Source organism: Psychrobacter sp. (assembly GCF_030454045.1).
GTDB lineage: Bacteria > Pseudomonadota > Gammaproteobacteria > Pseudomonadales > Moraxellaceae > Psychrobacter.
On record NZ_JAKDJE010000013.1, the window covers coordinates 26,914 to 53,122 of the forward strand.

The window sequence follows — 26,209 nt, forward strand, 5'->3', positions numbered from 1 at the left end:
AGATCAACCGTAAAAATTTCTGTTGTGAGACTCGGGTAGCTTTTTTGGTTTTGGCCAACCAGTCTTCCAATAAGTTAGATGGGCTACCGCTTTATCGTGCTTACCTGCTTTAAATGACTTATACCCCATCGCTAGGAATATACCTAAAGCCAACCCTAATATTGACCAAAAATGACCTGCTGTTGTTCCTAGCGCACAAGGGAACAATGAGATCATAGCCACATCGTAATCAAAAAATAAAAACTTACCTTTGTCATCAAGACGTGTTGGCACTTCATGGTTTTCAGGTTCTATCACTAGCGGTAGCCTCTAACGGTTAAAAAAATAAACTGGCTTTCAAAGTCAGTTTAGACCAGCGCGGTAAACGAAGAGTTGATAATACCAACAATAATTTGAATACCAATCGCGACGAAAATAGCAAAAACAAAATAAGTACCGTCTTTTTTAACGGCTGCAAACGCTGCACCAAACATCAAAGCAACAAAAGAGATCGCTTTACCTAAGTTGCCTTTGATCCAGCTTTCAAATTTGTCAGCGGCATCATCAAACTCAGTGTTACCAGCACCAGTAGTAGTTGCTTCAGCAATATCAACTGCTGCTGCAATAAATGCCACTATCAAGATGGCCGTTAAAATAGCCTTTCCGTATTGCTTGCTTTTTAGCGCTAACTGTTTGTTGGCGTAGTCCACATCAATACCCATTACCGACTTATCCATATACCTTCCTTATGTAAAGCCCTATCTATTTAATCTCAGTAGGCTAGGGCTAAAAAAATACCTACCGCGATTTTTAATTAATGAGAAACAATGACAGCAACCTTGCCACCTCTATCAACGCCATGCTCTAAATTCTTCTTTTGATAGATAGGGCATAATGGTCTTTCACAAGTCACAAACTGGCTATTACTACCATCTAATTTTTGTTGTGTGACTTCCACATATGCTGAAATAGGAGAAGGTGAGTTTAAGGACGTTTCACCTGAATAATGCCAACCGACCGACTTTTGAGCGCAACCACTATTGATCAAAAAAAATGTACTCAATATTGCGGTACTTATTAGCTGGCGATTTTTGGGGAGTATTTTGTGTACTGGCTGCGGTATATGCAAAATTTTGGCCTCTAAACATAATCTGATAGTTTTCGTAATGACTTCTAACACTCTTAGAGTATTTACTCATTGCTGTGTAGGCTTTTGAATACTTACCACCGTAATAACACCCTACAGCTCTCCAAGTGTCTTGATTGAATGTATCTAAACAATCACGCAATACATAAGCCCCTACCATCACACTAACGCATGGCTCAAATAAGTGTTCACGCTTAATCCCAAACTTTTCAAGCTCAGGTAAATGGATGGTATTAATTTGCATTAACCCTAATGCTCGATTGCCATCTTTTAATAAGCTACCCACAGCATTTGTGCGGCCATTTGACTCCTGCCACCCAATAGCCATTAATAACAATGGGTCAATATTATAGTCACCACCTGCTTTGCTCCAACAAGTAGCAGAAGCGTACTGACTAACACAAATGCTAGAAAACATCAAAGATGATAATGTTAATATTTTTTTAATATTCATGATGACTGTATAGTTTTGCAATTGATTGTGTCTATTATTATAAACGAACAAACATAAATTACCACCTAAATATTAATAAAAAAAGAAATAATATTATAAGGTTGGCATTTACTTAACCTAATAATATTAACTAAATATTAAAGCTGTAGTTGATCATCTATATCTCTTTGTTTGGTAGGCTGAGATTGGTCTAAAGAAGCCGATATTTTATCTTTAAAGCTAATATTTTCGGCACTTTGCCCTTCTTTCTCTTGTGCTTTATTGCCACTAGCGTCACTTACTACTGGGTTTTTTGAATCACGATTATCAATATTTTGCAAGTTGCCATTTACTAATTCTTGTAATGACTTATTCTTGCTTGGCTCTTCATTCTCGATAGAATTAACCGCTTTTTGTTGCCTATTTTTGAGTAAATCAGCTATATTATTAGTTACATTGTTTCTGTTTAAATTCTTCTTGACACCCTCATCATTTATTGCTTTATCTACTGCCTTATCTGCCTCTTTATCCAAAATCTCCTGCGTTCTTTCTTGCTTATTTTTTTCCATATCACCTAAAGCAAACCGCTTGTCTTGCTTTAGTTTCACCACGTCTTCCACCGCTTTTGCATTAGGAGTATATAAACTAAAGTTCTCTTTTGCCCTAGTAATTGCAACATATAGCATTCGATCACCCACTACATTGCTCATAGATTTCTTTTCATTTTCACTTAAATCTTCTCCCACGTTTACATATAAGAATGTGTTTTTATAGGTTGACCCTTGTGATCCATATACTGTTGACGTGTAATTATGATCAATGTACTTATCTTCATCATTGAGGGTTAATTCCTTACCATCTTCTGTGGCCACCTTAATACTGCCGTTTTCATCGACTCCTATTACTGAGCCTTCCATATTGTTTGTGTACCTATTGTCGCTATCGTTCCTTGTAAAGCGTATTTGATCCCCTTCAGATAACCCGATACTCTCCGCTTTATAGACAACTGCCCTATGCCGCTTAGCAGGATTCCATTCTATTTCACGCCCATCTTCATGCTCCAAATGCACTGTTGTTCTATTTTCATTAAGACCTTTAACCTTAAAGGCTTCATCTTTTTCTATACCAAGGTGACGAACATCAGTGCCAAAAACTACAATTTCATCTTCTTTGTAGTGCCAAGCTTCATTCATTTCTATACTGGTTTTTCCAGTGCTTTTATATATAGCTACTGTTTCGTCCTTAGCTCCCACCTCCCCCTTATCTTTTAATCCCTCACGTATAAGATCGTTAGCGGCCACCCTATCTTTGTTAAAAGGGGTTATGATTTTAGTGTCTGCTCTTTCTTCTTTCGACATTTCTAAATACCTATCTACAAGAGAAATCAGGCTGTCAGTTTTTTGGTTATCTCCATCACTTTTTAAATCCACATCTTCATTTCTACTCTTTTCTCTAACCTCAACAATCATTCCTTCTTTTTGCATAAACTTCATAGCTCTCTCTATATTTGTAGTTTCAAGAGAGTTTTTTTCATTACCTAGTGTTGTAGCAACTAGCGTTTTAAGCTGCTCTGTTTTTTGTCTATTAATATCTTTCATTTCACTGGTTTGCATTCCCTTTTCTTGTGCAACCTCAAAGGGCTTACCAAAATCAATCGCTTGAAGCTGTAATTTATCACCTATGAAAACAACCCTTGCGTCTGCTTTTACTGCTAAATCGGCTATGGTATTCAGATCTTTTTGACCAGCAAAAGAAGATTCATCAACTACCCAAATCTCTTTTTCTCTCTTTGCATCAGGATTGTCTTTGAGTGCCTTATCCCACTCTCGCTGCGCCTTTCTCCCTTCAAGCATAAACGAAGCTGTAGTTTGACTTTTAATGCCTGATTCAGCCATCAAAGTATTAGCGGCCTTCTTAGTACCTGACATACCCCTAACAGGAATTTTATGTTCATCTGCTACGTTTTTAACAACCTGAAGCATGGTTGTCTTACCAGTACCAGCCAATCCCTGCACACCAACAAACCTATCTTTGGTATTAAAAATATCTTTAACAGCGTTTGCTTGTCCTTCTTTTAGTTTAAATCCCTGCTTCTCTTCAAAAGAAATAATATGATCCACCACCCTATCTTCATCAACAATCTTTTCGATAACATCTTTCTCTGTTGTCATCGTATTAATCGTCCACTTCTCTGAGTTTATTACCGCCTTTGTTGTAACCTCCCCTTCATTAACTTTTAGAATCACTCCTTCCTTTTCAAGCGCCCCAAGTTGCTTATCAATATCTTTAGTTGTAGCTGACCCTACACCGCGCTCATAAGCTCTTTGTCTTAGCTCTTTTGCATCCACCACCGCTTCACGCTCTGTTAGATTCTTTAAAGCAGAACGTGTCGCTTCTTTCGCGCCTTTAACACCTTCATACTGTGTATTTTTAGACTGATCACTTTCTTTATTTATTGATCCTTGAATTATAGATTCCCCCTTTACCTCCATTACTTTTTCAGCCGCCTTTTGCCATTCCCCTCTTAATTGGTCATGTGCTAGATCAACTTTTTTCTCTCTTGTGGCCAAGGTTGCAGTTTCACGCTGAGAAGCATTAGCACTTTCCCTAGTTAAACCCATTTCACTTAATCTTTCATCTATCTCATTTTTTCTACTAGAAAATTTATCAATAGCTTCATCAGAAACACCTTTGATTTCAAAATTTCCTTTGTCGTCTTTGATGGCAATATCGTAACCAAGCCCTTGAATTTTTTCTGCAAGCTTGTTGGTGTACATCGCTCCGTAAAGACGTTGAGAAGCGTATAACTCTCTATTGTCTATACTCTTCCATTTTCCATCTTCACTTTTTACTGCATTTAATATTAAAGTGTGTGTATGTGTGTTTGGATCTTGGTTTCTGTTGGTATCATGATCAAATTTAGCGATAATAACCTTGTCTGTTTTCTCCTGCGTCATCACACCATCTTTCATCACTCTTGTGCTAATTGCTTCTTTACTAATAGCATCTAGCACCTCATTCACCGCCTCCTTATGAGCCTCCTTTACTCTTTCATCCTCAAAAATCTCTGCCATAATGGATACTGATTTAGGTGCTGAAAAGGTTAAGTCCATACCTGAAAGATGCTTAAAAACTTTCTCTCCGTTTTCATCTGTTTCTAATTTACCTAGCTGCTGACCTTCAACCTTTCCGTTTAATAAATTCTCAAAATTTTCTTTATCAATCTTTCCAGTTAAGCCAAGCTCTTTAGCCCCCTCCCCATGCCAAGATGAATTTTCAACCCCTTCTGATTGTGTGTAATAGTTATCGCTTGCATAATAACTCATACCCTGACCAGCACTACTTACATTTGAAACGCTTAGCATAACCTTCTCCGACACTTATCCCTTTTTACCTGCATCTACGACTTCATCACTATCATCAAATCCCACATCTTGTACTTCAAAGCCAAAATCAAATTCATCATCACTGTTATAGTCACTGTAATCATTTTCATCATGGCTTATGCCAATACCTTCATAAACATTCTTAGATAGAGAAGCGTTAGCAAACGCTTCTTCTGCGCTATCTGTTGTGACTTCTTCCTCTTGCGTTAACGCAAAATCACTATTTTCATTTTCCGATATTTCAATTTTCTCTTTAGGTTTTTCAGTAACTTCTACCTTCACTTCGTTTGTTGTATCTAATAATCCATCTTCCTCTACCACTGGTTGTACTTCTTTCTTTACTGATTTTTTACCGACAAAAGGTAAGAAGTCATCAACATCCTCAATTTCCTCTACTGACTTACTATCCTCATTTTCTAAGTCACTTTTGATTTTCTCTAACACTTTCTCTGTACTACTTTTCGTAGGCTTAATATCAAACCTATCATTGAATTCTATTGGACTAGCGTTCTCAGGTGAAGGTGTATAATCAAATTTAACTTTAGCAATTGGATAGTTACCAGCAAGACTAATAAACCCTTCGAGATTGTCTAAATTTTGAATTTCTGACCCTAATACTAGATTTTTAACGTTACGTCTGCCGTAGAAACTCACACCGTCTCTTGCACTATGAACACCCATAGATCTTGATATTTCTTTTTCATCCATTTCTACATCGCCCAATGCTTTTGCCATTGAACTTGCTGAAGAGTCATCAGTAACACGCATGAGTAATTTAGTCTGACAACCTGACAAAATTGTCTTAGCATCGTATTCACCATACAGCTTGTAAATTTGGTTAAAATCCTGAAAGCCTAGTACGTGAACCAAACCATATTTACGTGTGTTTGTTAAAGATAGAGGAAGATCATCAAGCTTTTGTAGTGTCGGCAATTCATCAATAAATAACCAAATTTTATCTTTATCTTCATCACCTACTGTCTGTGGTAGAGTCAATGTTGTTTTAATAATAGTATTGATCCAAAGTGACATAATAGGTTTCAAAACATCTTTAGCTTCTTCGCTTGTCCTAATGATCATCCAAGAGTCATCAGATTCATCTTTCATCCATTTTCTAATAGAAAAAGGCTTACCTTCATCACTCATATATTCAAAACATTCAAGCTTATTTTGCATTGTCATGAGTACACTTAAAGCGGTTTTCTCAGACTTTTCAGACATATATTTTTCTGCTGGCGTACCTTCTAATAGGTCAACCACATCAGAAAAATCAGCCTCAATCAGTGCTTCTACTAAGTCTCTATTAGTTGTTCTTTTTTCATCATGAAGCAGCTTAAAAACGTTTTTTAAAATCATTCTTGACGCTTCAGCAAAGAAAGGAACTTCACTTGGCAATGGCGCTGGTATCAAACCGTTTGCCATTGTTTCATAGTGCATTCTGTTTTCAATTTCACTCCACACATTCCATGAAGGGCTTCTTTTATCAAAAGGATTCATAAGGATATCTTTCCCTTCTCTGTAAAACTCTTTTGTAAAATCACCACTAGGATCATATACAATTGCCTTCTTACCTTTTGCTCGAACCTGCCTCATAAGTCTGTGGAAGTTTTGAGATTTACCGACACCCTGCGCCCCTGTTAAAGCAATATTTAGTGGCTCTGTTCCTTTAACCAATGGTACATCTGCAATGCTATAATCACTCGCAACACCTTCACTTTCTAGTAACTCAATAAGCGTTTCTTTCTCTACTTTTTCCGATCCCCTTAATCTTGAATCAGCCATTTGTCCACGCCCATACTGCCACCAATATATTGTCGTAAATATGGTTAAAGCCAATCCAAAAAGACCGCCTAATTTAAACCCATTTTTCATAATTGTTATAGCTTGGCTACCTTTTGCTTCTGTTACTTTTGGAACATCCACCATAGGTATTTTTACTTTTCTATCTCCAATATCTATGTCAGCTTCGCCCTTATCCATATTGACAGCGATCATCATTTGCGAATATAAATAATTAAAACCATGATTTCTTTGAAGGCTATCTGTCTTAAAATAAGAGTAAGTACATCCAACTAAAATACACACAATTGTTCCAAAAAGCAGTGCATTAAATATCGCAATGATGAACATGTGAGTTTGATACATCCAAATTTCTGAACCTCGTGTGAAGTTCATTACTTCGCCTTCATTATGTCTTGACACAGTATTACCCCTTAATTTTTTTTAACCCAACCTTTGATAGTTTCTCCGTCATACCCTTTCGCTCTAGCAAGCTCAACGGCAAGACGATTAACGAATTTAGCTTTAGTTGAAACGTCATTTTCTTCATCAACATCATTAGAATATCGTTCTATTTTTTCTCTATCCACACCTTCAGAAAAACACATATTGACCATCAAATTCACTTGAGTATCAATATAAGATCTCGACTCATCAATCTTAGATAATAGTAAATTATACTCTTCTTCTTTAGCTTTTTTCTCACTATCTCTAGCTATATACAACGCATTCTCATAGATTGTTTCTGAGTTTTTTACAGCGTTTTTATAAAGCTCTTCCACATCAGCCATCAAGCCTCTAATTATCAATGATTTCAGATATGAAGTGAAATCTTTTTCACCACTTGTCTTAGCATTCTCCCTTAAAAGACGGTAAATATCATCTTCAACCCTAAACGCTAAATGTTTTCTAGCAGCCATATTTTAAAATCCTATCGTTACACAGTGAAAGCCTTTAAAATAAAGGCTTATAGCGGTTTTTTTTGTCTTTTGTGTAACGCACGTAACGAGGCGCGTTACACAGTGAAAGCCTTATTATACGTGGCTTTAAGTCGTTTGCAACCAGTTGCATGGTGTGTGAACTAATCTTTTGCCGTCGGCACGACTCTTTTCGCTTTTATCTTTTTATTATTCCCGATATACTTTTACTTCGATTTTTAGCAAATATTTTGTTAAACTTGCCAATACTGCGGAAGCAGTATTTACCCTAAACTTAAACTTTATTGGTGTTAATCATGAACGATACTTCTACTTTTTTATCTCAAAATAATTCAAACGTTGGTGACTCTAACAACGGTGAAAATTATAATTCTGTTACTGATACCTCTAATGAAGTTGCTGGTGGATTTTCTTCAGATGTTGGTAACGATACTGATTCCAGTAGCGACATTGATCCTTCCAATAATCAAGATTCTAATGATGCTTCTTCTGCCCCTACAAAAGAAAAACCTACTAAAGAATTATCCGCTACTGAAAAGCAAATTCTTGATGCTGAGGAAAAGCTACGCAAGCTTAAAGAGAAGGATAAAATTCAGAAGCGAAAGCAGAAGGAAAAAAATGAGAAGGATATCTTGAAAGTTCTAAGATCTAAGGGTCTGCTTAAAGTATCTGTCTCTAAGTGGGAAGAGAAAATTTCTGAAGTTGCTGAAGTATTCTCCTGATCTTGTTTGCTTGTTCATAGGTGTGCATGTAATAAAATTTTATTTATCTTTTGAAGGTTTTTTTAATAGCTTTTAATATTTGCTCTTGCACATTGTTGTTATCTTGCGTGGGGGGGGGATTTCATGAAAATAACAGCCTTACCGTTATTTTCATGAAATCCCCCTTAGCTTTTCTGTCAGGGATTGCAGTGGAAATGACGTAGCGTTGAGGCTTAGGGAAGCTTGCTTAAAATTGGCTCGAATGAGACAATTTTATGCTTAGCTACCCTTAGTCGCAATGATACGGCATTGGAACGTAAAGCCCGTCCGACAGCCATATAATTATTAACCATTACCACCAAAAAATATTTATTAGAATACTTGCTCGTCCAATTCCAAAACAAGCAGTTTAAACGCCACAGCATCCACTACAACCCCTCTTAAAATACAGCCTAACCCAACCATACTACAGTGACAATAAATTCATCCAGCGTTTAATATGAGTCAATTAAATTATCTTTAAATAATTCGTATAAAAATTAGTAGCAAAATAATCTTAAGAAATATATTTCTGCTAGACACTCACCTGATACTACCTATTTTCTCCCTGTAATTTAGCTTCACAGCTCCACCATTTCGCCTTAATAAATAACACTGTACTTACTACCATTTTAAGAATTGAACGCTTCTACAGTCCTTTTATGGCATTCTAGTAGCTATTGGATAGTCCGTGACTGTGTTAGTTAAGGTAGCCGTTTAGCTAACATCTTTTCGTTAGCTAAACGGCTACCTTAACGCCTCATGGATATCTGCACCTTTTAATATTCGATAAAATCAAAATGGCGGTATGGCAATTGTGAAACAATTGCCCCAGCGAACCGTATTTTCGCTTTGCGAAAATACGGAAAATTATTTTCACCTTTTTGTAATTAACGCTTGCAAATGTTAGTCATATTATATACAATATTAGGTACAAGGTCGGCAAGGTGCTGACCTAACCAACGGAGAAAATCATGTCAAAGTTTAAAAAGTCTGCTAAAAAAGATATCTATCAAGATGTGACCGATTCAATTATTAAATTAATCGAAAGCGGTACTGGTAGCTGGCAAAAAGGTTGGGTATCAACTGAAAATCAAGATGCACCTTTTACCCCTGTAAGCGGTTCAACTGGCAAACAATATAATGGTGTTAACCGTTTAATACTTGGCTTGTCTTACATTGAAGGCGGCTACCCTGAAAATACTTGGTTCACCTACAAACAAGCGCAAGCAAACGGTACACCAGTTCGCAAAGGTGAAAAATCAACGCAAGTGGTTTTTTATTCAACTTTTGAAGCAGAAAAAGAAAATAAAAACGGTGATACAGAAGTCGAAAACATTCCTTTCTTGAAGTCATTCCGCGTTTTTAATGTCTCACAGCTTGAAGGCTACGAAGTAAAAGGCGGTCAAATTGATTCTGTTATTACTGAGTTTAAAGAAAACGAAAAAGCGCAATTGATTATAAAAAATACGGATATCAAAATAACAGAAGGTGGCAATCGTGCTTTTTACTCCCCTTCTTATGATTCTATCCAAGTACCACCTAAAGAAACGTTTATTAATGAAGCAGAATTTTACAGTACAGTATTTCATGAATTAACTCATGGAACTGGCTCACCTAAACGCTTAGATAGAAAAAGCGGTAAAAAATTTGGTGATTCTGACTATGCCAAGGAAGAGCTTGTAGCAGAATTAGGCGCGGCTTTTTTATGTGCTGAATTAGACTTATTAAATGTTACCTTAACAAATCATGCCAGTTATTTAGATTCATGGCTTCAGGTTTTAAAAGCTGATAAAAAAGCTATTTTCAAAGCTGCTGCTGACGCTCAAAAAGCATCTGATTTCATTATCAATAACTGGCTTAACAAGTCAGAAGATATAAAAAGCAATGTAGCCTAACTTATCCAGTGCGGCACAGCTTGGCGGTAAAATACCGCCTCGCCCTTTCAATTATTAATAAATTAAACTTAGGAAAAAAACCATGTATAGCATCAATAATAATATTGAAAATGAAAATCTAAATTCTGATAATGAATTTCACGATTACACCCCAAATTATTATCCTTGCCGTTCTTGCTCCAACCCCAGCCATTACTCACAGCTAGACAGAAATGAAGGCTTATGTTCTGCTTGCGTCCGTGAAGATATTTAAAAAAAAGGGGGCTAACATCGCCATGTTAGCCCCTCATTGCCCTGCTGCTACCAGTACCAGCTTGAACCCTTACCGCTTCACTTGCGCGACCCTACGCCCTCTCATAGCCTATCTATTTTTGCTGAACACAACTTCGGACATTACCGCCATAGCCACAAGAAAAGCAGTTTGCTACTGCTGTCATGCAACGGATTGGCAAGTAATGCCCCACTAGGGCATTACGATGCTTTTTAATTAATTTGATTGCATCTTTTCGCAAGCCAATTAATTAAAAAGCTGACAAACGGCCATTGACAGCAAGTAGTGAACTGTATTTATAATCATGGCTAGGTGGTGGTGGCCATTAACTCTAATTACTCCCCACTCTATCTAACTGCACTGATCCGCTTTTGTCTTTTCTGTCAGGGATTGCAGTGGAAATGACGTAGCGTTGAGGCTTAGGGAAGCTTGCTTAAAATTGGCTCGAATGAGACAATTTTATGCTTAGCTACCCTTAGTCGCAATGATACGGCATTGGAACGGAAAGCCCGTCCGACAGACTGCTATTTCTTATATTAATTTCTTATTTTTATAATTAATTGGTTCTCACCATTCTCATAAACATCTACACTATTATCTCGCTTAGGCATCAAATATATACTGTCACCAATTTTACTTAGCTCAACCTGCTGTTCTAAATCATCAATCGACACATAAGACTCGTCAATACTAATTGGCTCATGAAAAGAAGCGTCTCCTAAGTCTATTTTATTCCTTTTCCAACTATTATCGCTATTTACCTCATAATCATAATTTTCTTCAAAGCGGCCATAATCGTCTTCAACCACAAAAACCACGCCTAATACCACTATTAGGAAAACTATAAATAATAGTATTGCCAATGCAAAATGCCGTGACTTTCTATTAACCTTTTCTACTTTTACATCTACTTTTTCACACTGGGTTTCTAATTCATTGTTATCTGCTTCAATATCAACCTTCATACACCTCTCCTAAAACATCTTGTCTCAGTTCTTTTCTTGGCGGTATATTTGGGTATCTCAATGCCTTATGGCCACCAGCTTCTACCATTTCATCACGCTTGGCATCTTTTTTCTCTTTACCGATATGGCTTCTATCATCAAGCTCAATCACAGCCAATATATTAAATTCATCATCAGTAACCACGTAGTCCGCCATCTTTTGAGCAAACCTACCTCTGTGTTGGTATGGCGCGTCTAGTATCGCCCCTAAGCATACTTGTGAAAATATATAACATTCAGGCAAAGATCTTTCCATGCTTTTAAACATAGCTTTTTCACGTTCAGTCATTAGTTTTTTGCTGGTAATTCCATAACTCTTCACTTCATCGCTTACTTCTTTGTTTTTCTTCTTTGGCACTTTTCCATCCGTTAAGACAAAAAAGAATATCGCCCAACCCACTATCAGCAATGCTATGAAAATATACACAATAAACTCACCTTCAGTATTTAAAATTCTTTCTTTTCTAAAATGCCTTTCTTATACAAAACATCTTTAATATTGCCTTCAGCAACAGAAAAAAATGTACGATACACTAAAGTCATTGTAACTGTTCCTGCAATTACCATAGCATTATCAAAATCACGCATTAAACTACTCTTATATAAAGCAAATACCAATATCATAAGACCTGCAACCTCAATAAAGCTTGATACATAAGCAAAGTCATAATAACGATTGAAAATCTTTATCTTGAACATCCCACTACCCCTATCCTCTAATGCCCATTACCTACACATACAATTCATCTTTTTGGATAAGCATATCCAAAAAACTTTCGATCAAGCTTGTCATACATTAAACCCAATGTAAAAAACAAGGCAACAAAAACTATTGATATTGACAGCTTACTCTTAAAGCCTTCAATATTTACATCTAGTTTGATCAATAAAGAAAATAGAATTAGCATGACTATTATTTCAAAAATCATGAATAAAAACATGAATACTGTCTTTCGATCTAAACTAAATATACTCAACTTATGATTATTCATCTTACACTTCCTTTTTTAGATGGCCATATCTTGTTCAATCATCGCTTTAGCTTCATCTGCCCCTACAGCCGTATGTAGCTCAGCGTCATCACTTGCTATATACCCCTGCATATAGTCGTCAACGCTACCTGTACGTGGTGCATTGCTGCCAGTATTACTTGTTTTAGTAACGCTCAATGCTCCAAGGTCACTTTGCATTTTTTGTTCTATAAGCTTGATATCAGCTTTTGGTGGGGTAATATTACCTACTAATAACTCAACACCTTTTACCCAGCCCATGCAAAACCTATCTGCGCGTGAATATTTATTCTTTTTAATTCTGACACGCCTAAGATCGTTCTTCAGGTATAACTTACGCGCATCCTTAAGCTGACTAGATAAAACATCGAACGCATAAGACGCTATTTCTGCATGAATGTTAGAACCAACATAACACGCTTTATATTTATCGCTTTCATAATCATATTTGTAATAATGCTTGCAGCCAAACATACGCGCTACCATTCCAGACAATCTACAAATATAAGAAGGCACTGCCGTTCTTGGTAGCTTGGTATTGCTTGTCGAATAAGTGATATCTGCCATCAGCATATCTTCTTCACTAATACCATGTTTTTTCATCATGTTAGTAGCTTGTCTCAACGCTGTGGCCGCTTCATTCTCATTGCTAGATGATGCCATAGCCAAACAATGCTTAATGCGCTTCATTAGGCGGTCATTTTCATCTTTAATAGTCATTGTCACCTAAATCCTATTTAGTGAATCAATATCTTTCTCCGCTAACTTTAATTACCGATTTTAAAAATCGTCCAATATATCGTCCACGTCAACCTCTTCATTAGAATCAACGGTATCTTCTTTTTTAGTTGTTTCTAGTTTTTCTTCACCTTCTTTATATTCAGTCTGACCATCCACCTTTTCGTTTGATTCAGTTACTTGTTCTTGCTTATTATCGTCCAAGCCGTCATCAAAGCCATCATCAAAAGCATCTTCTTCAGGCTTATTCTGTACTGTGCTAGCATTACTATTATCATTTTCTTTTTTATTGCTATCTAACATTTGCAGATCATAACCACGAATTTCTGTTATGTATTTATCATTACCATCTTCATCTTTGTATTTTCTTGTCTTCAGCTTAGCTTCAATATATACAGCACTGCCTTTTTTCAGAAATCGTTCTGCCGCATTAGCAAGCCCGTCATATAAGCTTACTCGATGCCATTCAACGGATTTTTTTTGCTCACCACTATTTTTATCTATCCAGTATTCCTGAGTGGCAATAGATAAATTAACCACCTTGCCGCCATTATTAAAATTCTTGACTGCTGGATCAGCACCTAAATTACCTGCTATTACTACTCTATTAATCCCTCTCATAACTAAACCTTTTATTAATAAGTTAATTAAATTTAATAAATATTATACATTAATATTTATATAATAGAAAACATTTATTCGCTTATTTATACAGCATTCCATTTCTCAATTAACTTAATTACAGTTTCATATTCTGCTTTGTCATCTAAGTATTCTTCGTAATCAGGAACACCATTATCATCAGCTATCTTGATATCAGAAGATAACTTACGCCCATACCTTACAAGCAGATTATTAACTAGAATTTTTTCATCATCACTAAGTTCTAAGTTTGACATCTAAAGTTCACCTTTGTAGTTAACAGCTAGTATCAACCTTTACTGTTTTTTTTGATAAAGCCAGTTTAATATTTTTATTATCTAAAACTAAGGCTATAATCAATCATACTGCTAACTATATTTTTAATAACCAAACTTTCGGCATTGGGTAAAATGAAAGCATCTTCATTCACACGACTCTTAATCACAGGTTCATGAATATAGATATTTTTAATGGATATCTCGTTTCTCTTTACGCCACTTCGAGCTTGGCAATAAAGTAGAATATAAGGTTTATTTTCTTGGAAAAGAGTTACATCTATCGAGTGGAAGTCGGTTTTATGAATATATTCTTCAGTAATCTTTATTTCATAGGCGTTATCACCTAACATTTTATCGCTATTAGCCCTTCTGTCATCTTGGGTCTTGTGTTTTTCGAGCCAAATATTATGTTTAGCGTACACTTTTTCGATAAAAGCATTAGCAAGGCCAAACGCTTTCCTAGATTCATGAGAATAGGTATCGTTAAACCATGCCTCCTCTGCGGCAACTATCTGTTGTTCACGCTCTTCTTGATAATCCAACCTATTGCTTGCTATTTCTATATTAGACACTTTTACTTTTTTATCCCAACAATCTCTTTTTGCACTTTCAGGATGCCTACTACAATTGCAATTATCCATATAATAATCAGCCCTTTCTTTAAGATTGGTAGATTTAGGTTGATCAATCTTTCCTACAATCAAGCATAAACACCCAGCTTCAAAGTATTCAGTAAGGCGCTTGCTGCTGCTATACCCATCATTGTTCTCAGAGTTATCCATTGTGTCTCCGTAGTTCATTTCGATTATAAAACCAATTTAATTTGCGTTGACGCAAATAATTTATCACCCTACCAACTCACTATCTCTAGGTATTAGGTAATAATTTGGATGCTGGTTAGTGGCCAATAAGATAACAGCCCATGATCGACTTGTGATATGTCTTTCGCCCTTCTCGTACTTAGATATATCGCCCTTTGTGCATCTACCCCAAAGTTTTGCAAAATCAGTTTGATTGAGCTTTGTAAGACTCCTAATACGTTTGATCTCAGATCCTTTAGGTTGTCCTACTATTAACGGTACATTTTCATTGTCAAAGACTTCATCCTCACTATGTCTATTCATCAGTCGGTAGTGTGGATGCTCACCAGTAAAAAGTAGAAATAACGTATAAACTCTATCGTCAATATCTGATTCAAAATTTTCATACTTAGATATTAAACTCTGATTGCTCAACCCTAAAATATCTGCCACCAATTCTTGACTGCCAAAATCTTCTCTAATTTCAATGAATTTATTAGCATCAGCATTAACAACTACCGATTGCCAAGTAGCCACGTCAAAATTATTTTTTGTACAACTCATGATCTTCACCTTATTTTGTTATTTAGCCCAATGATCAAAAAAAACAAACCCATCTACGAATAAGTAGAAACGGCCAAACAATTCATCAACTACTTTCTTCAGCATTTTAGGATCAGACCCTCTCCAAGCTTCATTATTTGTTTCAAGCCATAATCTTACAAACTCTTCTTTGCTTCCAAACTCCCCCACGACACTTCTACTTGCTAACTCTTCAGCTAAACGTCTTTCGCAACCAAACCCCTTGCAAAAAGCTAGTTTCAATTTTTCCAACTTAGCTTGCTGTCTTGGTGACAATTTTTTAAACTTTGACATGATTTTCTCCGTTGGTTAGGTCAGCACCTTGCCGACCTCATAAAACCTATTATATATAATATGACTAACATTTGCAAGTGTACTATATTACTTTTAAAATGTTTATAGTTTAACTTCCAATTGGATATACTATATTATCCTTACACAACTCTCCTGATACATCATCAGCAAAATATATGTCTAATGCCCCTCGATCTGATAAATTTTTGACTAAAACCCAATTCTGATTACTAAGTAGTTGCGTCATTGTATAGACACTGCCAACATTACAAGCGTTACTATCAACACGCAATTCATCATCAGAATAGTAGATATTCTTATTATTTTGATCTGTACTAGGTAGATTTGATAGGAAGTACCATGACAATCCTCCCTGACTTTTATACTTCCGTCTATGGCTTCTAATAGGTTGTGATATTGGTATTTGACCTCCAATCGCTTTACCAAACTCTTTATTCAGCTTTTCAATAACCCTTCTTCTAGCATTCATCATATTCCCCTGAAGATTTATATACTCATCCCTTAAAATCAATATCTGCTATTAGTCTGAACAAAAAAGCTTTTCTTTGACTAGAAGGAAGACTTGAAACTATGTTATTGATTTTAGATACCAACCTTTCATATTCACTGTTCTCTAGCTTTTTCCAATGTTGTTGTGATTGTTTCTGCTGGCCACTTAATATATGCTCTATTTCCCAACTGGCAATTTTAACCACATCGTTAATCTTACCAATACATATATAAGGTGGCTTGAAGTAATTGCCATGATCAAAAACTTCTATAATAGCCCCTACTCCATATTCACCAAGCTTTCCTCTAACGAAAAAGCTTCTTTCAAGACTCTCATAATGTCCGTATAAATGACAGATTTTATTATCGTTTATACGTTTTCCCATATAAACTATCTTTACTTTTTCACCATTTTCTCTATCCATTACAACATTTCCTGTAGCTTATTTATCTGTTTGAATGGTCGATATAAGCTATGTAACATATTTCTTGCATAGCCACCCAATAATCAAAAGTACATTGAAGTCGCTTACTTTGTATTACAAGACCTTTAGATTTCAGTTCTTCCAAAACAATCTCTTCTTCATCGCTAAGATTGTTAAGACTAATATTGTTAGCTATCAAATGACTAAGATAAGGCATGAATGCAAGCTCTTCTTTTTTAACCTCATAACCCAATAACTCTGTAGATCTCGCCTTAATAGCTACCGTCAACTCTCCGCATTTTGCCATCTTTAACCCTTGCATATTAATCAAACTATTTTCTTTTCAATCTAAAAAAACTATGCTGATTTATGATCAATAAAAATAAAGTCCAACACTGAATGCTTGGTGACACTCCTGTTTTTTCTTTATTCTCGTAGTAAGAAACATACTTTTTACTTGATAGACCTAACAACCATGCCATTTTCCCCTGTCGCATAGCGTTAGCATTTTCTCTATATTGTTTTATCTCTTCGCCTGTGGCTGGCGGCTTGATTGCAAGTGGCGTTTTCAAATCACTATTACTTATGATTTGTTTGTCTATCAATTGGTAACTTGGATGTTCGCCACAAACGAGTAAAAAAAGTGAGTAAGTTCTATCATCTAGTCTCATGTCACCACTCTCAATATCTCCAACCATATCTAAGTCATTCAAACCAATAGCTTTCGCTAGCACCAAAATTTTATCTGAAGGAAAATGTTTTTTTCTTAGCTTCGTAAAGTTATCCCTATCTGCTTTTAATACTACGCCCTCAAAAACCGTTGTACTGTTATTATTCACTTGTCTAACTCCTTCTTCGTATATACATATACCCATTTTGGAAACCCTCGTTCAATAAGCGGAAGCCCTATAGCAGACCTGTTTAACTTTCCTTTTTTATACATTGCGCCTAAGTCTTTACTTAGTTGGGAACACTTAGGCGCTCCTAACAAACGAACCTGATAATCAGGTTTAAATTCATTAATGTAGCCTATTACAAATTCTTCGTTCAATACATCTACCGCTATATATTGATCTAAATAGTCTTGTATCCAGCTATACCTTTGCTCTAACATTTCTAACAAATCACCACCTCTAATACCATGAATACAAGAATAGACCGATAGCAAACCATACAAAAATAATGAATGCTGCGGCCAAACTGATCCAGCCCATCAACACTCCTATAACCAACAAAGCAACAGATGCTATTTTGCATAGTAATATTAAGCCTTTATTATCTGTAGTAAACATAATGCCTCGAAAGTGGTTATATTACTAATATATAAATATTAGCATAGAAAGATAATCATTTATATTATATTATTAATATATTACATAAATTTTATCTATGTTATAATACTAACTATAAAATATGGATTAGTTATTATGAGAAAAACTAGAGTTCCAAATGCAGATAATCGTTTTATAGACAAAAGAAGTAAATTAACAGACTCTTCTTTTGAGCTTGCGCTCAATATGCGCTATCCAATAGAGGGTAAGATAGCCAGTTGGAATACGATCAGTCAGCGCATTGGTGAGGAATACGGCATATCTGTATCTGAACAAGCAGTGTCACAACTACTTAAACGCTACCAAGATATATTTATTATTAATAAGCTGTCAGATAAGTTACTACAGAAGAGAAAAAGCAAAATACAAAATTATTATATGAAATCTCTGAATAAGCCTGATATTAAATTCAGGGGTGCATTGATTTTAGAGAAGAGTGCTGGTGATACCACATTCAAAATATACTCTACAGAAAACTGTAATATGGTTTTGTCTAAAACCGTAAATGGCCAAACAGACGCTATAAACGTTTTATTGGTTGAAGACCTAACAGATTTTTTTGGGTGGTCAGATTTAGCTAAAGATATATATGATTCTATTGGTGTTCAAAGATATATTGAAGTAGAGTAAGTTTATTCTAAACTTACTCATTTCACTCTAAATTCAGTCTTAGATCTACCCTGTTCCTCGTACTCACGTAACCATTTAGGTGTTTTACCTCTTCCAGCCCATACATTCTTAGGGTTTTCAGGGTCTTTGTATTTTATCCTTAACACTCTACTGGCCTTACTTTCTTTAGCCTTGCAAATATCTAAAGCTTCATCAATATCCATACCCAACCCTAAGACAGTACCCTCAAACTTACGCCAAGCTTCTTTAAGATCTTTTTCCTTCTTTTCCTGTCTCAATTTATCAAGTTTAATTATGAGGTTATCAATATCACTGACCTTCAAGCCGTCAACATCTAAGCCGCTAATAGTTGGTATATCTTCACTATGATAATCTTGCGCTTCGTCTAATTTTTCCACTGAAACCTCTTTAATATTTATTCAACTTCCAAATTGAGCCTTGCGTTTTCAATTTCTTCGTCTGTTAAATTAGATAAAAAATCTCTAAATAACTCTGCTACCAACCCTTTTTCTTTCTTCAGCTCACTAAGTTTCTCTGCCTCATAGGGATAGCTTTCGTTGGATATTTTAACGCTCCACCCTACAGTTTTCCCTAACCACTTGTCATTTGCATTTTTTGCCGCTTCACTGATCACTTATTCAACCCTCCTTCACTCAACATTTTTTTCATTTGCTCCAAGAAATTATTCGCCACCTCGTCACTAACTGGTAGCTCTTCTCTCTGTATCGTTGTTGGTATCGTTACACACATCAGTTTTGCAATATTACTAACATAAGGTTTTCGTTTACCTGCAAGGTGGTTCACAGCCATTTCAACCGCGCCCCTTCCTCTAATCTTAACAAGATACTCGTAGCCTGCTCTGTCACGCTCACTCATTATTAGAACATTATCACTAATACCTTCAAATGATTTTGGAAAATCCTTGCTAGGATTTTCAATTGATTTACTTATTTTATTAATTTCCATTATATAAACTCCTATACACTATCATCATTCTATTATATTAATAATATAATTTCAATAAAATAATATGTGTATAATACATTTAATATTAATGGAAATATATTAATATTACATTAGTATTAATCCTTTTCTTTCAGATCCTCTTCTTTATATCCCTCTTTCAATCTAGCCTTATACCATAAAGGTGTTCTACCTCTTCCAGCCCAAACATTTGAGCTGTCAAGTGGATCACGAAACTTGATAGGTGCTTTTCTCATACCCTCCCCTAACCCAGCTATCCGCAATCCCATCTTTAGTGGAATATCGTTATCCTCACAATATTTTATAATATCCTCACCCATGTTTTTTAATGCTGTCTTTATTTTGGCCTGTCTTGTCTCTTCCAACCGCTTGCTTAGATTCTTATAATCATTAGCAGATAAATTTTCATTAAGTAGCATCTTCTCAATCTCAGCTATTTCATCAGTCACATTACACCCCTATGTTAAATTAAACATTATTATTCAGTTTCTTAAATATTTTACACAACTTTATATTTATTTACTATAATAATAGAAAATAAATAACTGGTATTCATAAATGTTTAAAGAATCTAAAGATAAACTAAAGCGTATAATGGCTGCTGAAATGGCTATAAATCCTGATAATTATAGTTATATAAGCTATATAAATAAGAATGTTAATCCTGTTATTAATGATATATCTGAAACCATCAAACCTTTTTGTCAGAAAGTATCTATTAGCAACTCTATTAATAGCGTAACCCTGCAATTCTCGACCAGCTTATTGACAAACAATATAATTGTCGTTGAGATAACGCCTGACTGCCGCTTGATTAACTTTGACATGTCATCAGGCGATGACTTTTATTACGATAAAACTTTTGAGATACATAATCCTGATAGTGATGATCGTAGTCTTGTATGGTCTGTTTTGATGAAGTTTTTAGAACTCAGATTAGGGCGCTTAGAGACGGCACTCAATGAAAGCCCTGAAATACAAAGCGTTGAGCTATTACAAACACACGATAGTATGTTTGGTCAAGATACTACCACACCACCCATAACAAACAATGCTCTGTAAAAAATTGCGTCAACGCAAATTATAAAGGATGTTTTCTTGCTATCTCATGGGCTTGTTCTTCCTCAATACCTAGATAACTAGCAGTGTTTTGGATATTGCTATGGCCAAGCAGTAATTGACAAGCCCTTAGATTCCCTGTTTCTTTATATAGGTGAGAAGTCCTAGATCGCCTTAGTGAATGTGAAGCGAACATTTTATAATTAAGCCCTACACTTTTAAGCCACTTCTTAATCAAATCTCTGTAATGATCGGGCGTTATGTGCTTACCTGTTCCCTCTTTATCATATAATGAAGTAAATAAATAACTATCATTACTCAGACTTCTCTTAGTAATATAATCTGCTAAATACCTTTTCGTTTCATTGGTTAAAATACAGCTAATCCCTCTTCCTGTCTTACTCTGTATGACTTGAAAAGGATCTTTAACGCCATTCTCTTTATCAAAAACATCTTTCACCTTAATCTTGACAAGATCCACACCCCTTAAACTGCTATCAAGCCCCATGCAGAAAAGCAACAAATCCCTCTCTTCACCTCTTGCCTTTAAACTTAGTTTAATTAATTGCACTTGCTCACTGGTGAAAGGTGGCTTCCTGCCAATGTATCTACCCTCATTCCAAACTTTTTTAGTCATTGCGGCTTCTATCCCACTTTTCATTAAACCTACGGTTTTATGATTATATCACCAATTTAGTAGATTTTATTACAGCTAATCGCGTAAATCCCTTATATTTCATAGGCTTCAGTCTGCAAACAAATCTACGCTTCTAAATAGAAGCGTAGATTATCATTTAAATAATAATTAAGTTTTACTTAATAAAATAATCTTATGTATTAATATTAAAAATATATTATTAAACATTAATAAAATATTAAAGATAATGCTTGATAATATTATATTAATGTTTTATTATAAAGATGCTTAACAACAATTCAATTGGAGTCCTTTATGGATCAGTCACCAGTAAGAGAAGGACACAGCGTAGGCCAACTATCAAAACAAGATTTTGATAACGCTGTTAGTAACACTCGTATGAAGAAAAAAACGGTTGATATTGCTCGTGAAGTCATCGTTGACGGCTTATCTCCCAATGAGGTATCTAAGAAATATGATGTTTCTGTACAATGGGTAAATAACTCTTGTGACAGAATACTAGCGGCAACTAAGCTTGATTTTCTCACTGTTTCTTTTCAAGTACCTTTAGCTATACGCCACGATGTATCGAAAATTGTCGATTCATGCGTTAAAATTTACCAAGCATCTGAAAAATTGGGGGAGTGATGAAAACCGTAGTTATTTCAAATCAAAAAGGCGGGGTTGGAAAGTCAACCATAGCAACTCATTTAGCTATGCAAGCTCATTCAATGAACTTGAAAGTGCTGTTTGTTGACTTTGACATTCAAGGTAATTCTTCTAAATTTTTATCTAGCCGTTTTAAGGGTGACAAAACCTTTGAGCAAAACTCTACCTACAATTTGTTTTCTGAAGCCTCTTCAGATATCAATTCTGACGTAGAGTTTTATCTTGCATCAGGCACTTCTAAGCTTGCAAATATCAGTGAAGAGAACCTGCAAACTTGGGTGAATAATCATAACTTTCTATCTGATCATTTTGATATTTGCATCGTTGATACGCCACCAACTATAGGCTTGCCACAAATTGCACCTATGCTTGTTTGCAACTATGTCTTATCCCCTATTGAGCTAAGCGCATTCTCTATTGATGGTGCTACGAATATGCTTAAAACCTTAACCAACATTAAGAAAAATTATAACTCTAAGATCGAATTTCTAGGGCTACTACCTTCGCGGTTCAATAAAAACAATAACCGTCAAAAGACCATTTACCATGATCTTACTAACAAATTTAGTAGCTATATGTACCCAAACGATATGGTTGTTCCTGAACGTCAAGCTTTTGCTGACTCGTCATATTTAAACCTTCCTATTTGGGAAATTAAAGATCATGTTGCACCAAAAGTAAGCACTAAGACACGTCCAGTATTCTTAGATATTATCTCTAAAATTGTAAACAAATAAGGATTTACTATGTCAGGTTTAGACTCTTTATCAAAATTGAACATCAGCGGCTTACTTGATGATGGTGAAGTAGTAAGCGCCATTACTGAAGTAGAAATAAATATTATTCATGAAGACCCAAACAATCCACGTAAGGTTTTTAATGATAAAAACCTTGCTGAGCTTTCTGAAAGCATCGCTAAATTTGGGGTTTTATGTCCGATCTCAATCAAACCACATCCTGAAATTGAAAACGAATACATGATCAATCATGGTCATAGACGTTTTCGTGCTGCTCAAACTGCTGGACTTAACCTGATTCCTGCTTTTTTAGACAATAACATTAATGAGGTTGGCCAGTTTCTTGAAAACATACAACGTGAGGACTTAACCCCTCTTGATATCGCTAACTGGCTTTCACATGCTAAAGAAACGCAAGGTTTAAAAAGTAATGAATTGGCTGCTATGCTTTCTAAAAGTAGCACTTGGGTATCACGTCACTTGTCAATAATGGATGCCTCAGAAGACATTCAGAATGCTTTAAAACAAGGTTTAATCACCTCTGTTGAGTCTGCTGTATCGTTATCTAAAGCTTCTAAAGATCACCCTGAAGCAGTGGCTAAATTTATTGAAGACTCCAAGGATGGGGATGTTACTCAAAAAGCCGTTCGTGAATTTATTAAATCATTGAATAATTCAGATGACCTTAGTGCTGATACCAACGCATCAAATGATGACTTTGAAAGCAGTGATGATAACTTCGATGATGACGGCTTTGATGATGACCTAGATAGCGATACCAACGTCACTGATAGCTCAGATAGCGCCCCAAAAAACACTACGGCTAACTCTGATAACTTCGATGATGACGGCTTTGATGATGACCTAGATAGCGATACCAACGTCACTGATAGCTCAGATGAATTTGATCCATCAACCGCCTCTTTGAGTCAGGGTTTTTTAGTAGAAATTGACGATGTTATCAATATCTTAGACTCGATTGATATTGATTCTGACTTATCTAAAAAGATTGCAGATTACATTGATGACAATCACAGCACGTATGACGAAAATTACGATGCTCTTCGCACTTTTCTAAACAGACGGATTTAAGATTCATTGTTTAGTTCTAAGTAAAGGTAGCTAAATACCGCTATCTTTACTTAGAATATACTTGTCAAAGTGACCAGTGGTTTTGTTTGATTAAACCAAGATTTACAGTGAAATAATTGATAGGACGCTCATTATAATGTCGTTACGGCATTATGATTTATAAATAGCAAGGGCATGAGGCATTATGAGATTAATTCTTGATGGTGGTTATGTAGAGTACGATATCTGCGATGATGAAGTTATCATTGAGTACATACAGGCAACCAAAAAAAGAAACGGTGTAGGCACTAAACTAATTATAGGAGTTAAAGAAATTGCATCTAATTTAGGCTTGCCGATTGCGCTTTACGCTTATCCCCAAGACAATAGTATTAACGAGCAAGATTTGATCAGATTTTATTTTAAAAATGGGTTTGAGTATGACCCAAATGACTGTGACGGCAAGCTTTTGGCGTGGGGAAAATAAGTATAACGGTATTGCTTTACCCCTCAAATATTGAACCAGCAACTTCTTTAGGCATCTTATGATCGACTTAGATAATGATTGCAATACCAATCTTAAACAAGCTATTTTCTTTGCTTGTCTTTTTTTTGTTACTGGCCTCATATCTCTAATCTTATACCTTTTTTATCATGATTCTATTTCTGAGAATCAAAAAATTCTTTGGCTACTCTCTCAAATATTGGTCTGCATTAGGCCTATATTTATTTTCAAAAACTTATAGGAAAAACCACTATGTTATTTAATTTTTTAAACAGCAAGCCTTTATACTTACTTGTTGTTTTATCGCCTTTACTTGCTTCAAACGCCTATTCTGCTAATAGCTTCTCTACATTCGATGTTCGTGTCATTGATGGTGACACTATAGAGGTTTTGCCTAAAAATAAAAGGAGTGAACGCATTCGCTTGTTAGGTATTGATGCCCCTGAAAGCTCACAAGCTTATGGCCAGTATTCTAAGCAATCCTTACAGCAATGTATAAATAATAAAGAAGTCACTATAGAATGGAATCAACGTGACCGTTATTCTCGGATGATAGGAAAAGTGTTAGCTGAAGGTGTCGATTGCAATTTACAGCAAGTAAAAAATGGTATGGCTTGGCACTATAAATATTATGCTAATCAGCAATCAGTTAATGATCGTAAAATTTATAGCTCTTCGGAAAAAACTGCTCAACGTAAGAAGCTTGGCCTTTGGGCTGACCCTAACCCAATCAATCCTTATCATTACAGAAAATCAAATCGACGATAAATCAATTAATCACTGATAATTTGAATTAACCAAGCAACTGTAAGCAAGTAATAAAGTTTCATATTGACAAGGGTAATATTATGCGAATAGATAAAGCGTTAATACATTTAAAAGAAAAGAATTTAAAGGCTGATAATGAGTATGTGTTTGGGGTGATGTACCAAAAAAATGATGAACTTAAAGATGATTTATTTTCATTAATCAAAATTACTTATGAAAAAGATGACGATGGCGATTGGTGGGTTGCACACCTTACACAAGGGTACTTAACTAGTAGTTATGGTGAACAGTTTATGGCTGGTGGTGAAAACATAAATGAACTCTTAGATGACCTACATACTGAACTTGGAAGATATGATTTTGATTTTGCAAATGAAGAAATAGATAAGTTATTAAAAATAAACTATAAAGTTTATCAATTAGATGAAGACATAACAGACTTAATGACAGAATATGCGTTATATGCTTTGTTTCCTGATTTACCTAGTGCTTTAGTTTCGGATAATAAAATACCCAGTGAAGAAGATATTGCTAAATTTAAAAACAAAGCAAAAGAAAAAATAAATATTATTAATAAGTCACTACAACCTTAGGGAGTTTCCCAAACTCTGTGTAACTGCTTATAATCCACTAACAGGAGAATAAGCAATGACTACTCAATCTGACATCAAGAAACTGGCTGAGCAAATGGCCAGCAGCATGAAAAGCTTCGATGACATCAAAGACTTTCAAAAGCAGCTCATGCAGTCCTTCATCGACACTGCCTTAGAAGCAGAAATGGAAGAGCATCTCGGCTACCCCAAGCATGAAAAGGCAGACAGGCCTAATAAGCGCAATGGGCACACTAAAAAGAGAGTCCGTAGCGACACAGGCGAGCTTGAGATCTCCACCCCAAGAGACCGCGACAGTAGCTTTGAGCCTGTACTTGTCAGTAAGCATCAAACCCGTATTTCAGGTCTTGATG

Annotated in this window: 37 protein-coding genes; 11 read left to right on the forward strand and 26 right to left on the reverse strand. The window is 35.6% G+C overall.

Annotated features, from left to right (window positions below; genetic code table 11):
• Window positions 1-3: 3 nt before the first annotated feature.
• The 7 genes from traL to L0G63_RS04240 all read right to left on the reverse strand — a co-directional run bounded on the left by traL (window position 4) and on the right by L0G63_RS04240 (window position 7,644).
• Complete coding sequence (traL, locus tag L0G63_RS04210; protein WP_301449507.1) at window positions 4-297, reverse strand: type IV conjugative transfer system protein TraL; 294 nt, start codon at window positions 295-297, stop codon at window positions 4-6.
• Between the two features lie 50 nt (window positions 298-347).
• Complete coding sequence (locus tag L0G63_RS04215) at window positions 348-716, reverse strand: hypothetical protein (RefSeq protein ID WP_301449508.1); 369 nt, start codon at window positions 714-716, stop codon at window positions 348-350.
• A gap of 77 nt (window positions 717-793) precedes the next feature.
• Entirely contained in the window at window positions 794-1,042 is a 249-nt protein-coding gene (locus tag L0G63_RS04220; RefSeq protein WP_301449509.1) for a hypothetical protein, read from the reverse strand.
• The gene (locus L0G63_RS04225) at window positions 1,017-1,580 is read right to left on the reverse strand and encodes a lytic transglycosylase domain-containing protein (RefSeq protein WP_301449510.1); all 564 of its coding nucleotides are present in this window, start codon (window positions 1,578-1,580) and stop codon (window positions 1,017-1,019) included. Before L0G63_RS04225 ends, L0G63_RS04220 begins: the two co-directional genes overlap by 26 nt.
• Before the next feature lie 137 nt (window positions 1,581-1,717).
• Window positions 1,718-4,924, reverse strand: coding sequence for a MobF family relaxase (gene mobF, locus L0G63_RS04230; RefSeq protein ID WP_301449511.1), 3,207 nt, complete (start codon window positions 4,922-4,924; stop codon window positions 1,718-1,720).
• Window positions 4,925-4,939: 15 nt separating this feature from the next.
• Window positions 4,940-7,147 (reverse strand): type IV secretion system DNA-binding domain-containing protein, encoded by a 2,208-nt coding sequence (locus L0G63_RS04235; RefSeq protein ID WP_301449512.1) that lies wholly within the window; start codon window positions 7,145-7,147, stop codon window positions 4,940-4,942.
• An 11-nt stretch (window positions 7,148-7,158) separates the two neighbouring features.
• Window positions 7,159-7,644, reverse strand: coding sequence for a hypothetical protein (locus tag L0G63_RS04240; RefSeq protein ID WP_301449513.1), 486 nt, complete (start codon window positions 7,642-7,644; stop codon window positions 7,159-7,161).
• Window positions 7,645-7,958: 314 nt separating this feature from the next.
• Here L0G63_RS04240 and L0G63_RS04245 point away from each other — a divergent pair, with 314 nt between their 5' ends.
• Window positions 7,959-8,384 (forward strand): hypothetical protein, encoded by a 426-nt coding sequence (locus L0G63_RS04245; protein ID WP_301449514.1) that lies wholly within the window; start codon window positions 7,959-7,961, stop codon window positions 8,382-8,384.
• Window positions 8,385-9,376: 992 nt separating this feature from the next.
• Entirely contained in the window at window positions 9,377-10,300 is a 924-nt protein-coding gene (locus L0G63_RS04250) for an ArdC family protein (RefSeq protein ID WP_301449515.1), read from the forward strand.
• Window positions 10,301-11,107: 807 nt separating this feature from the next.
• Here the strand turns inward: L0G63_RS04250 and L0G63_RS04255 are convergent.
• The 14 genes from L0G63_RS04255 to L0G63_RS04320 all read right to left on the reverse strand — a co-directional run bounded on the left by L0G63_RS04255 (window position 11,108) and on the right by L0G63_RS04320 (window position 17,977).
• Entirely contained in the window at window positions 11,108-11,536 is a 429-nt protein-coding gene (locus L0G63_RS04255) for a hypothetical protein (protein ID WP_301449516.1), read from the reverse strand.
• Window positions 11,526-12,002 (reverse strand): DUF2726 domain-containing protein, encoded by a 477-nt coding sequence (locus L0G63_RS04260; protein ID WP_301449517.1) that lies wholly within the window; start codon window positions 12,000-12,002, stop codon window positions 11,526-11,528. Before L0G63_RS04260 ends, L0G63_RS04255 begins: the two co-directional genes overlap by 11 nt.
• A 20-nt stretch (window positions 12,003-12,022) precedes the next feature.
• Window positions 12,023-12,274, reverse strand: coding sequence for a hypothetical protein (locus tag L0G63_RS04265; protein ID WP_301449518.1), 252 nt, complete (start codon window positions 12,272-12,274; stop codon window positions 12,023-12,025).
• A gap of 308 nt (window positions 12,275-12,582) precedes the next feature.
• Window positions 12,583-13,305 (reverse strand): DUF2786 domain-containing protein, encoded by a 723-nt coding sequence (locus tag L0G63_RS04270; protein ID WP_301449519.1) that lies wholly within the window; start codon window positions 13,303-13,305, stop codon window positions 12,583-12,585.
• Between the two features lie 60 nt (window positions 13,306-13,365).
• A complete protein-coding gene (gene ssb / locus L0G63_RS04275; RefSeq protein WP_301449520.1) occupies window positions 13,366-13,944 on the reverse strand; it encodes a single-stranded DNA-binding protein in 579 nt (192 codons plus the stop codon).
• A gap of 86 nt (window positions 13,945-14,030) precedes the next feature.
• On the reverse strand, window positions 14,031-14,222 hold the full coding sequence (locus L0G63_RS04280) for a hypothetical protein (RefSeq protein ID WP_301449521.1): 192 nt from the start codon (window positions 14,220-14,222) through the stop codon (window positions 14,031-14,033).
• Between the two features lie 77 nt (window positions 14,223-14,299).
• Window positions 14,300-15,025, reverse strand: a complete 726-nt coding sequence (locus L0G63_RS04285) for a hypothetical protein (RefSeq protein ID WP_301449522.1) — start codon at window positions 15,023-15,025, stop codon at window positions 14,300-14,302.
• Window positions 15,026-15,088: 63 nt separating this feature from the next.
• Window positions 15,089-15,607: a hypothetical protein gene (locus L0G63_RS04290; protein ID WP_193007295.1), complete on the reverse strand. Its 519-nt coding sequence runs from the start codon at window positions 15,605-15,607 to the stop codon at window positions 15,089-15,091.
• An 18-nt stretch (window positions 15,608-15,625) separates the two neighbouring features.
• On the reverse strand, window positions 15,626-15,919 hold the full coding sequence (locus tag L0G63_RS04295; protein ID WP_193007296.1) for a hypothetical protein: 294 nt from the start codon (window positions 15,917-15,919) through the stop codon (window positions 15,626-15,628).
• A gap of 109 nt (window positions 15,920-16,028) precedes the next feature.
• The gene (locus L0G63_RS04300; RefSeq protein ID WP_301449523.1) at window positions 16,029-16,412 is read right to left on the reverse strand and encodes a hypothetical protein; all 384 of its coding nucleotides are present in this window, start codon (window positions 16,410-16,412) and stop codon (window positions 16,029-16,031) included.
• Window positions 16,413-16,434: 22 nt separating this feature from the next.
• Window positions 16,435-16,854, reverse strand: a complete 420-nt coding sequence (locus L0G63_RS04305) for a hypothetical protein (RefSeq protein ID WP_301449524.1) — start codon at window positions 16,852-16,854, stop codon at window positions 16,435-16,437.
• A gap of 22 nt (window positions 16,855-16,876) precedes the next feature.
• On the reverse strand, window positions 16,877-17,185 hold the full coding sequence (locus L0G63_RS04310) for a hypothetical protein (protein WP_301449525.1): 309 nt from the start codon (window positions 17,183-17,185) through the stop codon (window positions 16,877-16,879).
• Between the two features lies 1 nt (window position 17,186).
• A complete protein-coding gene (locus tag L0G63_RS04315; RefSeq protein WP_301449526.1) occupies window positions 17,187-17,693 on the reverse strand; it encodes a hypothetical protein in 507 nt (168 codons plus the stop codon).
• Window positions 17,690-17,977, reverse strand: coding sequence for a hypothetical protein (locus L0G63_RS04320; protein WP_301449527.1), 288 nt, complete (start codon window positions 17,975-17,977; stop codon window positions 17,690-17,692). The genes L0G63_RS04315 and L0G63_RS04320 overlap by 4 nt, the downstream gene beginning before the upstream one ends.
• Before the next feature lie 304 nt (window positions 17,978-18,281).
• Between L0G63_RS04320 and L0G63_RS04325 the strand changes: the two genes are divergently transcribed.
• Window positions 18,282-18,815 (forward strand): hypothetical protein, encoded by a 534-nt coding sequence (locus L0G63_RS04325; RefSeq protein WP_301449528.1) that lies wholly within the window; start codon window positions 18,282-18,284, stop codon window positions 18,813-18,815.
• Between the two features lie 17 nt (window positions 18,816-18,832).
• Here L0G63_RS04325 and L0G63_RS04330 read toward each other — a convergent pair whose 3' ends face one another.
• The 4 genes from L0G63_RS04330 to L0G63_RS04345 all read right to left on the reverse strand — a co-directional run bounded on the left by L0G63_RS04330 (window position 18,833) and on the right by L0G63_RS04345 (window position 20,248).
• Window positions 18,833-19,213, reverse strand: coding sequence for an H-NS histone family protein (locus L0G63_RS04330; RefSeq protein ID WP_301449529.1), 381 nt, complete (start codon window positions 19,211-19,213; stop codon window positions 18,833-18,835).
• Between the two features lie 17 nt (window positions 19,214-19,230).
• Window positions 19,231-19,449: a hypothetical protein gene (locus L0G63_RS04335; protein WP_193009102.1), complete on the reverse strand. Its 219-nt coding sequence runs from the start codon at window positions 19,447-19,449 to the stop codon at window positions 19,231-19,233.
• On the reverse strand, window positions 19,446-19,781 hold the full coding sequence (locus L0G63_RS04340; protein WP_193009103.1) for a hypothetical protein: 336 nt from the start codon (window positions 19,779-19,781) through the stop codon (window positions 19,446-19,448). Before L0G63_RS04340 ends, L0G63_RS04335 begins: the two co-directional genes overlap by 4 nt.
• 116 nt (window positions 19,782-19,897) lie before the next feature.
• Window positions 19,898-20,248 (reverse strand): H-NS histone family protein, encoded by a 351-nt coding sequence (locus L0G63_RS04345; RefSeq protein ID WP_193009104.1) that lies wholly within the window; start codon window positions 20,246-20,248, stop codon window positions 19,898-19,900.
• Between the two features lie 109 nt (window positions 20,249-20,357).
• On the opposite strand from L0G63_RS04345, the gene L0G63_RS04350 reads away from it, so the two are divergent.
• Window positions 20,358-20,861: a hypothetical protein gene (locus tag L0G63_RS04350; protein WP_301449530.1), complete on the forward strand. Its 504-nt coding sequence runs from the start codon at window positions 20,358-20,360 to the stop codon at window positions 20,859-20,861.
• A 19-nt stretch (window positions 20,862-20,880) separates the two neighbouring features.
• Here L0G63_RS04350 and L0G63_RS04355 read toward each other — a convergent pair whose 3' ends face one another.
• The gene (locus tag L0G63_RS04355; RefSeq protein WP_193009106.1) at window positions 20,881-21,495 is read right to left on the reverse strand and encodes a tyrosine-type recombinase/integrase; all 615 of its coding nucleotides are present in this window, start codon (window positions 21,493-21,495) and stop codon (window positions 20,881-20,883) included.
• A 315-nt stretch (window positions 21,496-21,810) separates the two neighbouring features.
• Between L0G63_RS04355 and L0G63_RS04360 the strand changes: the two genes are divergently transcribed.
• From L0G63_RS04360 to L0G63_RS04390, 7 genes are all read left to right on the forward strand, one after another.
• Window positions 21,811-22,143: a hypothetical protein gene (locus L0G63_RS04360; protein ID WP_301449531.1), complete on the forward strand. Its 333-nt coding sequence runs from the start codon at window positions 21,811-21,813 to the stop codon at window positions 22,141-22,143.
• Entirely contained in the window at window positions 22,143-22,901 is a 759-nt protein-coding gene (locus L0G63_RS04365; RefSeq protein WP_193009108.1) for a ParA family protein, read from the forward strand. Before L0G63_RS04360 ends, L0G63_RS04365 begins: the two co-directional genes overlap by 1 nt.
• Window positions 22,902-22,910: 9 nt before the next feature.
• Window positions 22,911-23,993, forward strand: a complete 1,083-nt coding sequence (locus tag L0G63_RS04370; RefSeq protein ID WP_301449532.1) for a ParB/RepB/Spo0J family partition protein — start codon at window positions 22,911-22,913, stop codon at window positions 23,991-23,993.
• Window positions 23,994-24,177: 184 nt separating this feature from the next.
• Window positions 24,178-24,459 (forward strand): GNAT family N-acetyltransferase, encoded by a 282-nt coding sequence (locus L0G63_RS04375; RefSeq protein WP_301449533.1) that lies wholly within the window; start codon window positions 24,178-24,180, stop codon window positions 24,457-24,459.
• Window positions 24,460-24,729: 270 nt separating this feature from the next.
• Window positions 24,730-25,245 (forward strand): thermonuclease family protein, encoded by a 516-nt coding sequence (locus tag L0G63_RS04380; RefSeq protein ID WP_301449534.1) that lies wholly within the window; start codon window positions 24,730-24,732, stop codon window positions 25,243-25,245.
• Between the two features lie 80 nt (window positions 25,246-25,325).
• Window positions 25,326-25,838, forward strand: a complete 513-nt coding sequence (locus L0G63_RS04385; protein WP_301449535.1) for a hypothetical protein — start codon at window positions 25,326-25,328, stop codon at window positions 25,836-25,838.
• Between the two features lie 55 nt (window positions 25,839-25,893).
• Window positions 25,894-26,209: transposase (locus L0G63_RS04390; RefSeq protein WP_301449536.1), on the forward strand; the 316-nt coding region annotated here is incomplete at its 3' end.

Bases quoted from the DNA above. Each gene is read 5' to 3' on its own strand.
- L0G63_RS04215 (WP_301449508.1), bottom strand. From the start codon at position 716: ATGGATAAGTCGGTAATGGGTATTGATGTGGACTACGCCAACAAACAG.
- L0G63_RS04225 (WP_301449510.1), bottom strand. From the start codon at position 1,580: ATGAATATTAAAAAAATATTAACATTATCATCTTTGATGTTTTCTAGC.
- mobF (WP_301449511.1), bottom strand. From the start codon at position 4,924: ATGCTAAGCGTTTCAAATGTAAGTAGTGCTGGTCAGGGTATGAGTTAT.
- L0G63_RS04240 (WP_301449513.1), bottom strand. From the start codon at position 7,644: ATGGCTGCTAGAAAACATTTAGCGTTTAGGGTTGAAGATGATATTTAC.
- L0G63_RS04245 (WP_301449514.1), top strand. From the start codon at position 7,959: ATGAACGATACTTCTACTTTTTTATCTCAAAATAATTCAAACGTTGGT.
- L0G63_RS04250 (WP_301449515.1), top strand. From the start codon at position 9,377: ATGTCAAAGTTTAAAAAGTCTGCTAAAAAAGATATCTATCAAGATGTG.
- L0G63_RS04255 (WP_301449516.1), bottom strand. From the start codon at position 11,536: ATGAAGGTTGATATTGAAGCAGATAACAATGAATTAGAAACCCAGTGT.
- L0G63_RS04265 (WP_301449518.1), bottom strand. From the start codon at position 12,274: ATGTTCAAGATAAAGATTTTCAATCGTTATTATGACTTTGCTTATGTA.
- L0G63_RS04270 (WP_301449519.1), bottom strand. From the start codon at position 13,305: ATGACTATTAAAGATGAAAATGACCGCCTAATGAAGCGCATTAAGCAT.
- ssb (WP_301449520.1), bottom strand. From the start codon at position 13,944: ATGAGAGGGATTAATAGAGTAGTAATAGCAGGTAATTTAGGTGCTGAT.
- L0G63_RS04280 (WP_301449521.1), bottom strand. From the start codon at position 14,222: ATGTCAAACTTAGAACTTAGTGATGATGAAAAAATTCTAGTTAATAAT.
- L0G63_RS04285 (WP_301449522.1), bottom strand. From the start codon at position 15,025: ATGGATAACTCTGAGAACAATGATGGGTATAGCAGCAGCAAGCGCCTT.
- L0G63_RS04290 (WP_193007295.1), bottom strand. From the start codon at position 15,607: ATGAGTTGTACAAAAAATAATTTTGACGTGGCTACTTGGCAATCGGTA.
- L0G63_RS04295 (WP_193007296.1), bottom strand. From the start codon at position 15,919: ATGTCAAAGTTTAAAAAATTGTCACCAAGACAGCAAGCTAAGTTGGAA.
- L0G63_RS04300 (WP_301449523.1), bottom strand. From the start codon at position 16,412: ATGATGAATGCTAGAAGAAGGGTTATTGAAAAGCTGAATAAAGAGTTT.
- L0G63_RS04305 (WP_301449524.1), bottom strand. From the start codon at position 16,854: ATGGATAGAGAAAATGGTGAAAAAGTAAAGATAGTTTATATGGGAAAA.
- L0G63_RS04325 (WP_301449528.1), top strand. From the start codon at position 18,282: ATGAGAAAAACTAGAGTTCCAAATGCAGATAATCGTTTTATAGACAAA.
- L0G63_RS04340 (WP_193009103.1), bottom strand. From the start codon at position 19,781: ATGGAAATTAATAAAATAAGTAAATCAATTGAAAATCCTAGCAAGGAT.
- L0G63_RS04350 (WP_301449530.1), top strand. From the start codon at position 20,358: ATGTTTAAAGAATCTAAAGATAAACTAAAGCGTATAATGGCTGCTGAA.
- L0G63_RS04355 (WP_193009106.1), bottom strand. From the start codon at position 21,495: ATGACTAAAAAAGTTTGGAATGAGGGTAGATACATTGGCAGGAAGCCA.
- L0G63_RS04360 (WP_301449531.1), top strand. From the start codon at position 21,811: ATGGATCAGTCACCAGTAAGAGAAGGACACAGCGTAGGCCAACTATCA.
- L0G63_RS04365 (WP_193009108.1), top strand. From the start codon at position 22,143: ATGAAAACCGTAGTTATTTCAAATCAAAAAGGCGGGGTTGGAAAGTCA.
- L0G63_RS04370 (WP_301449532.1), top strand. From the start codon at position 22,911: ATGTCAGGTTTAGACTCTTTATCAAAATTGAACATCAGCGGCTTACTT.
- L0G63_RS04375 (WP_301449533.1), top strand. From the start codon at position 24,178: ATGAGATTAATTCTTGATGGTGGTTATGTAGAGTACGATATCTGCGAT.
- L0G63_RS04380 (WP_301449534.1), top strand. From the start codon at position 24,730: ATGTTATTTAATTTTTTAAACAGCAAGCCTTTATACTTACTTGTTGTT.
- L0G63_RS04385 (WP_301449535.1), top strand. From the start codon at position 25,326: ATGCGAATAGATAAAGCGTTAATACATTTAAAAGAAAAGAATTTAAAG.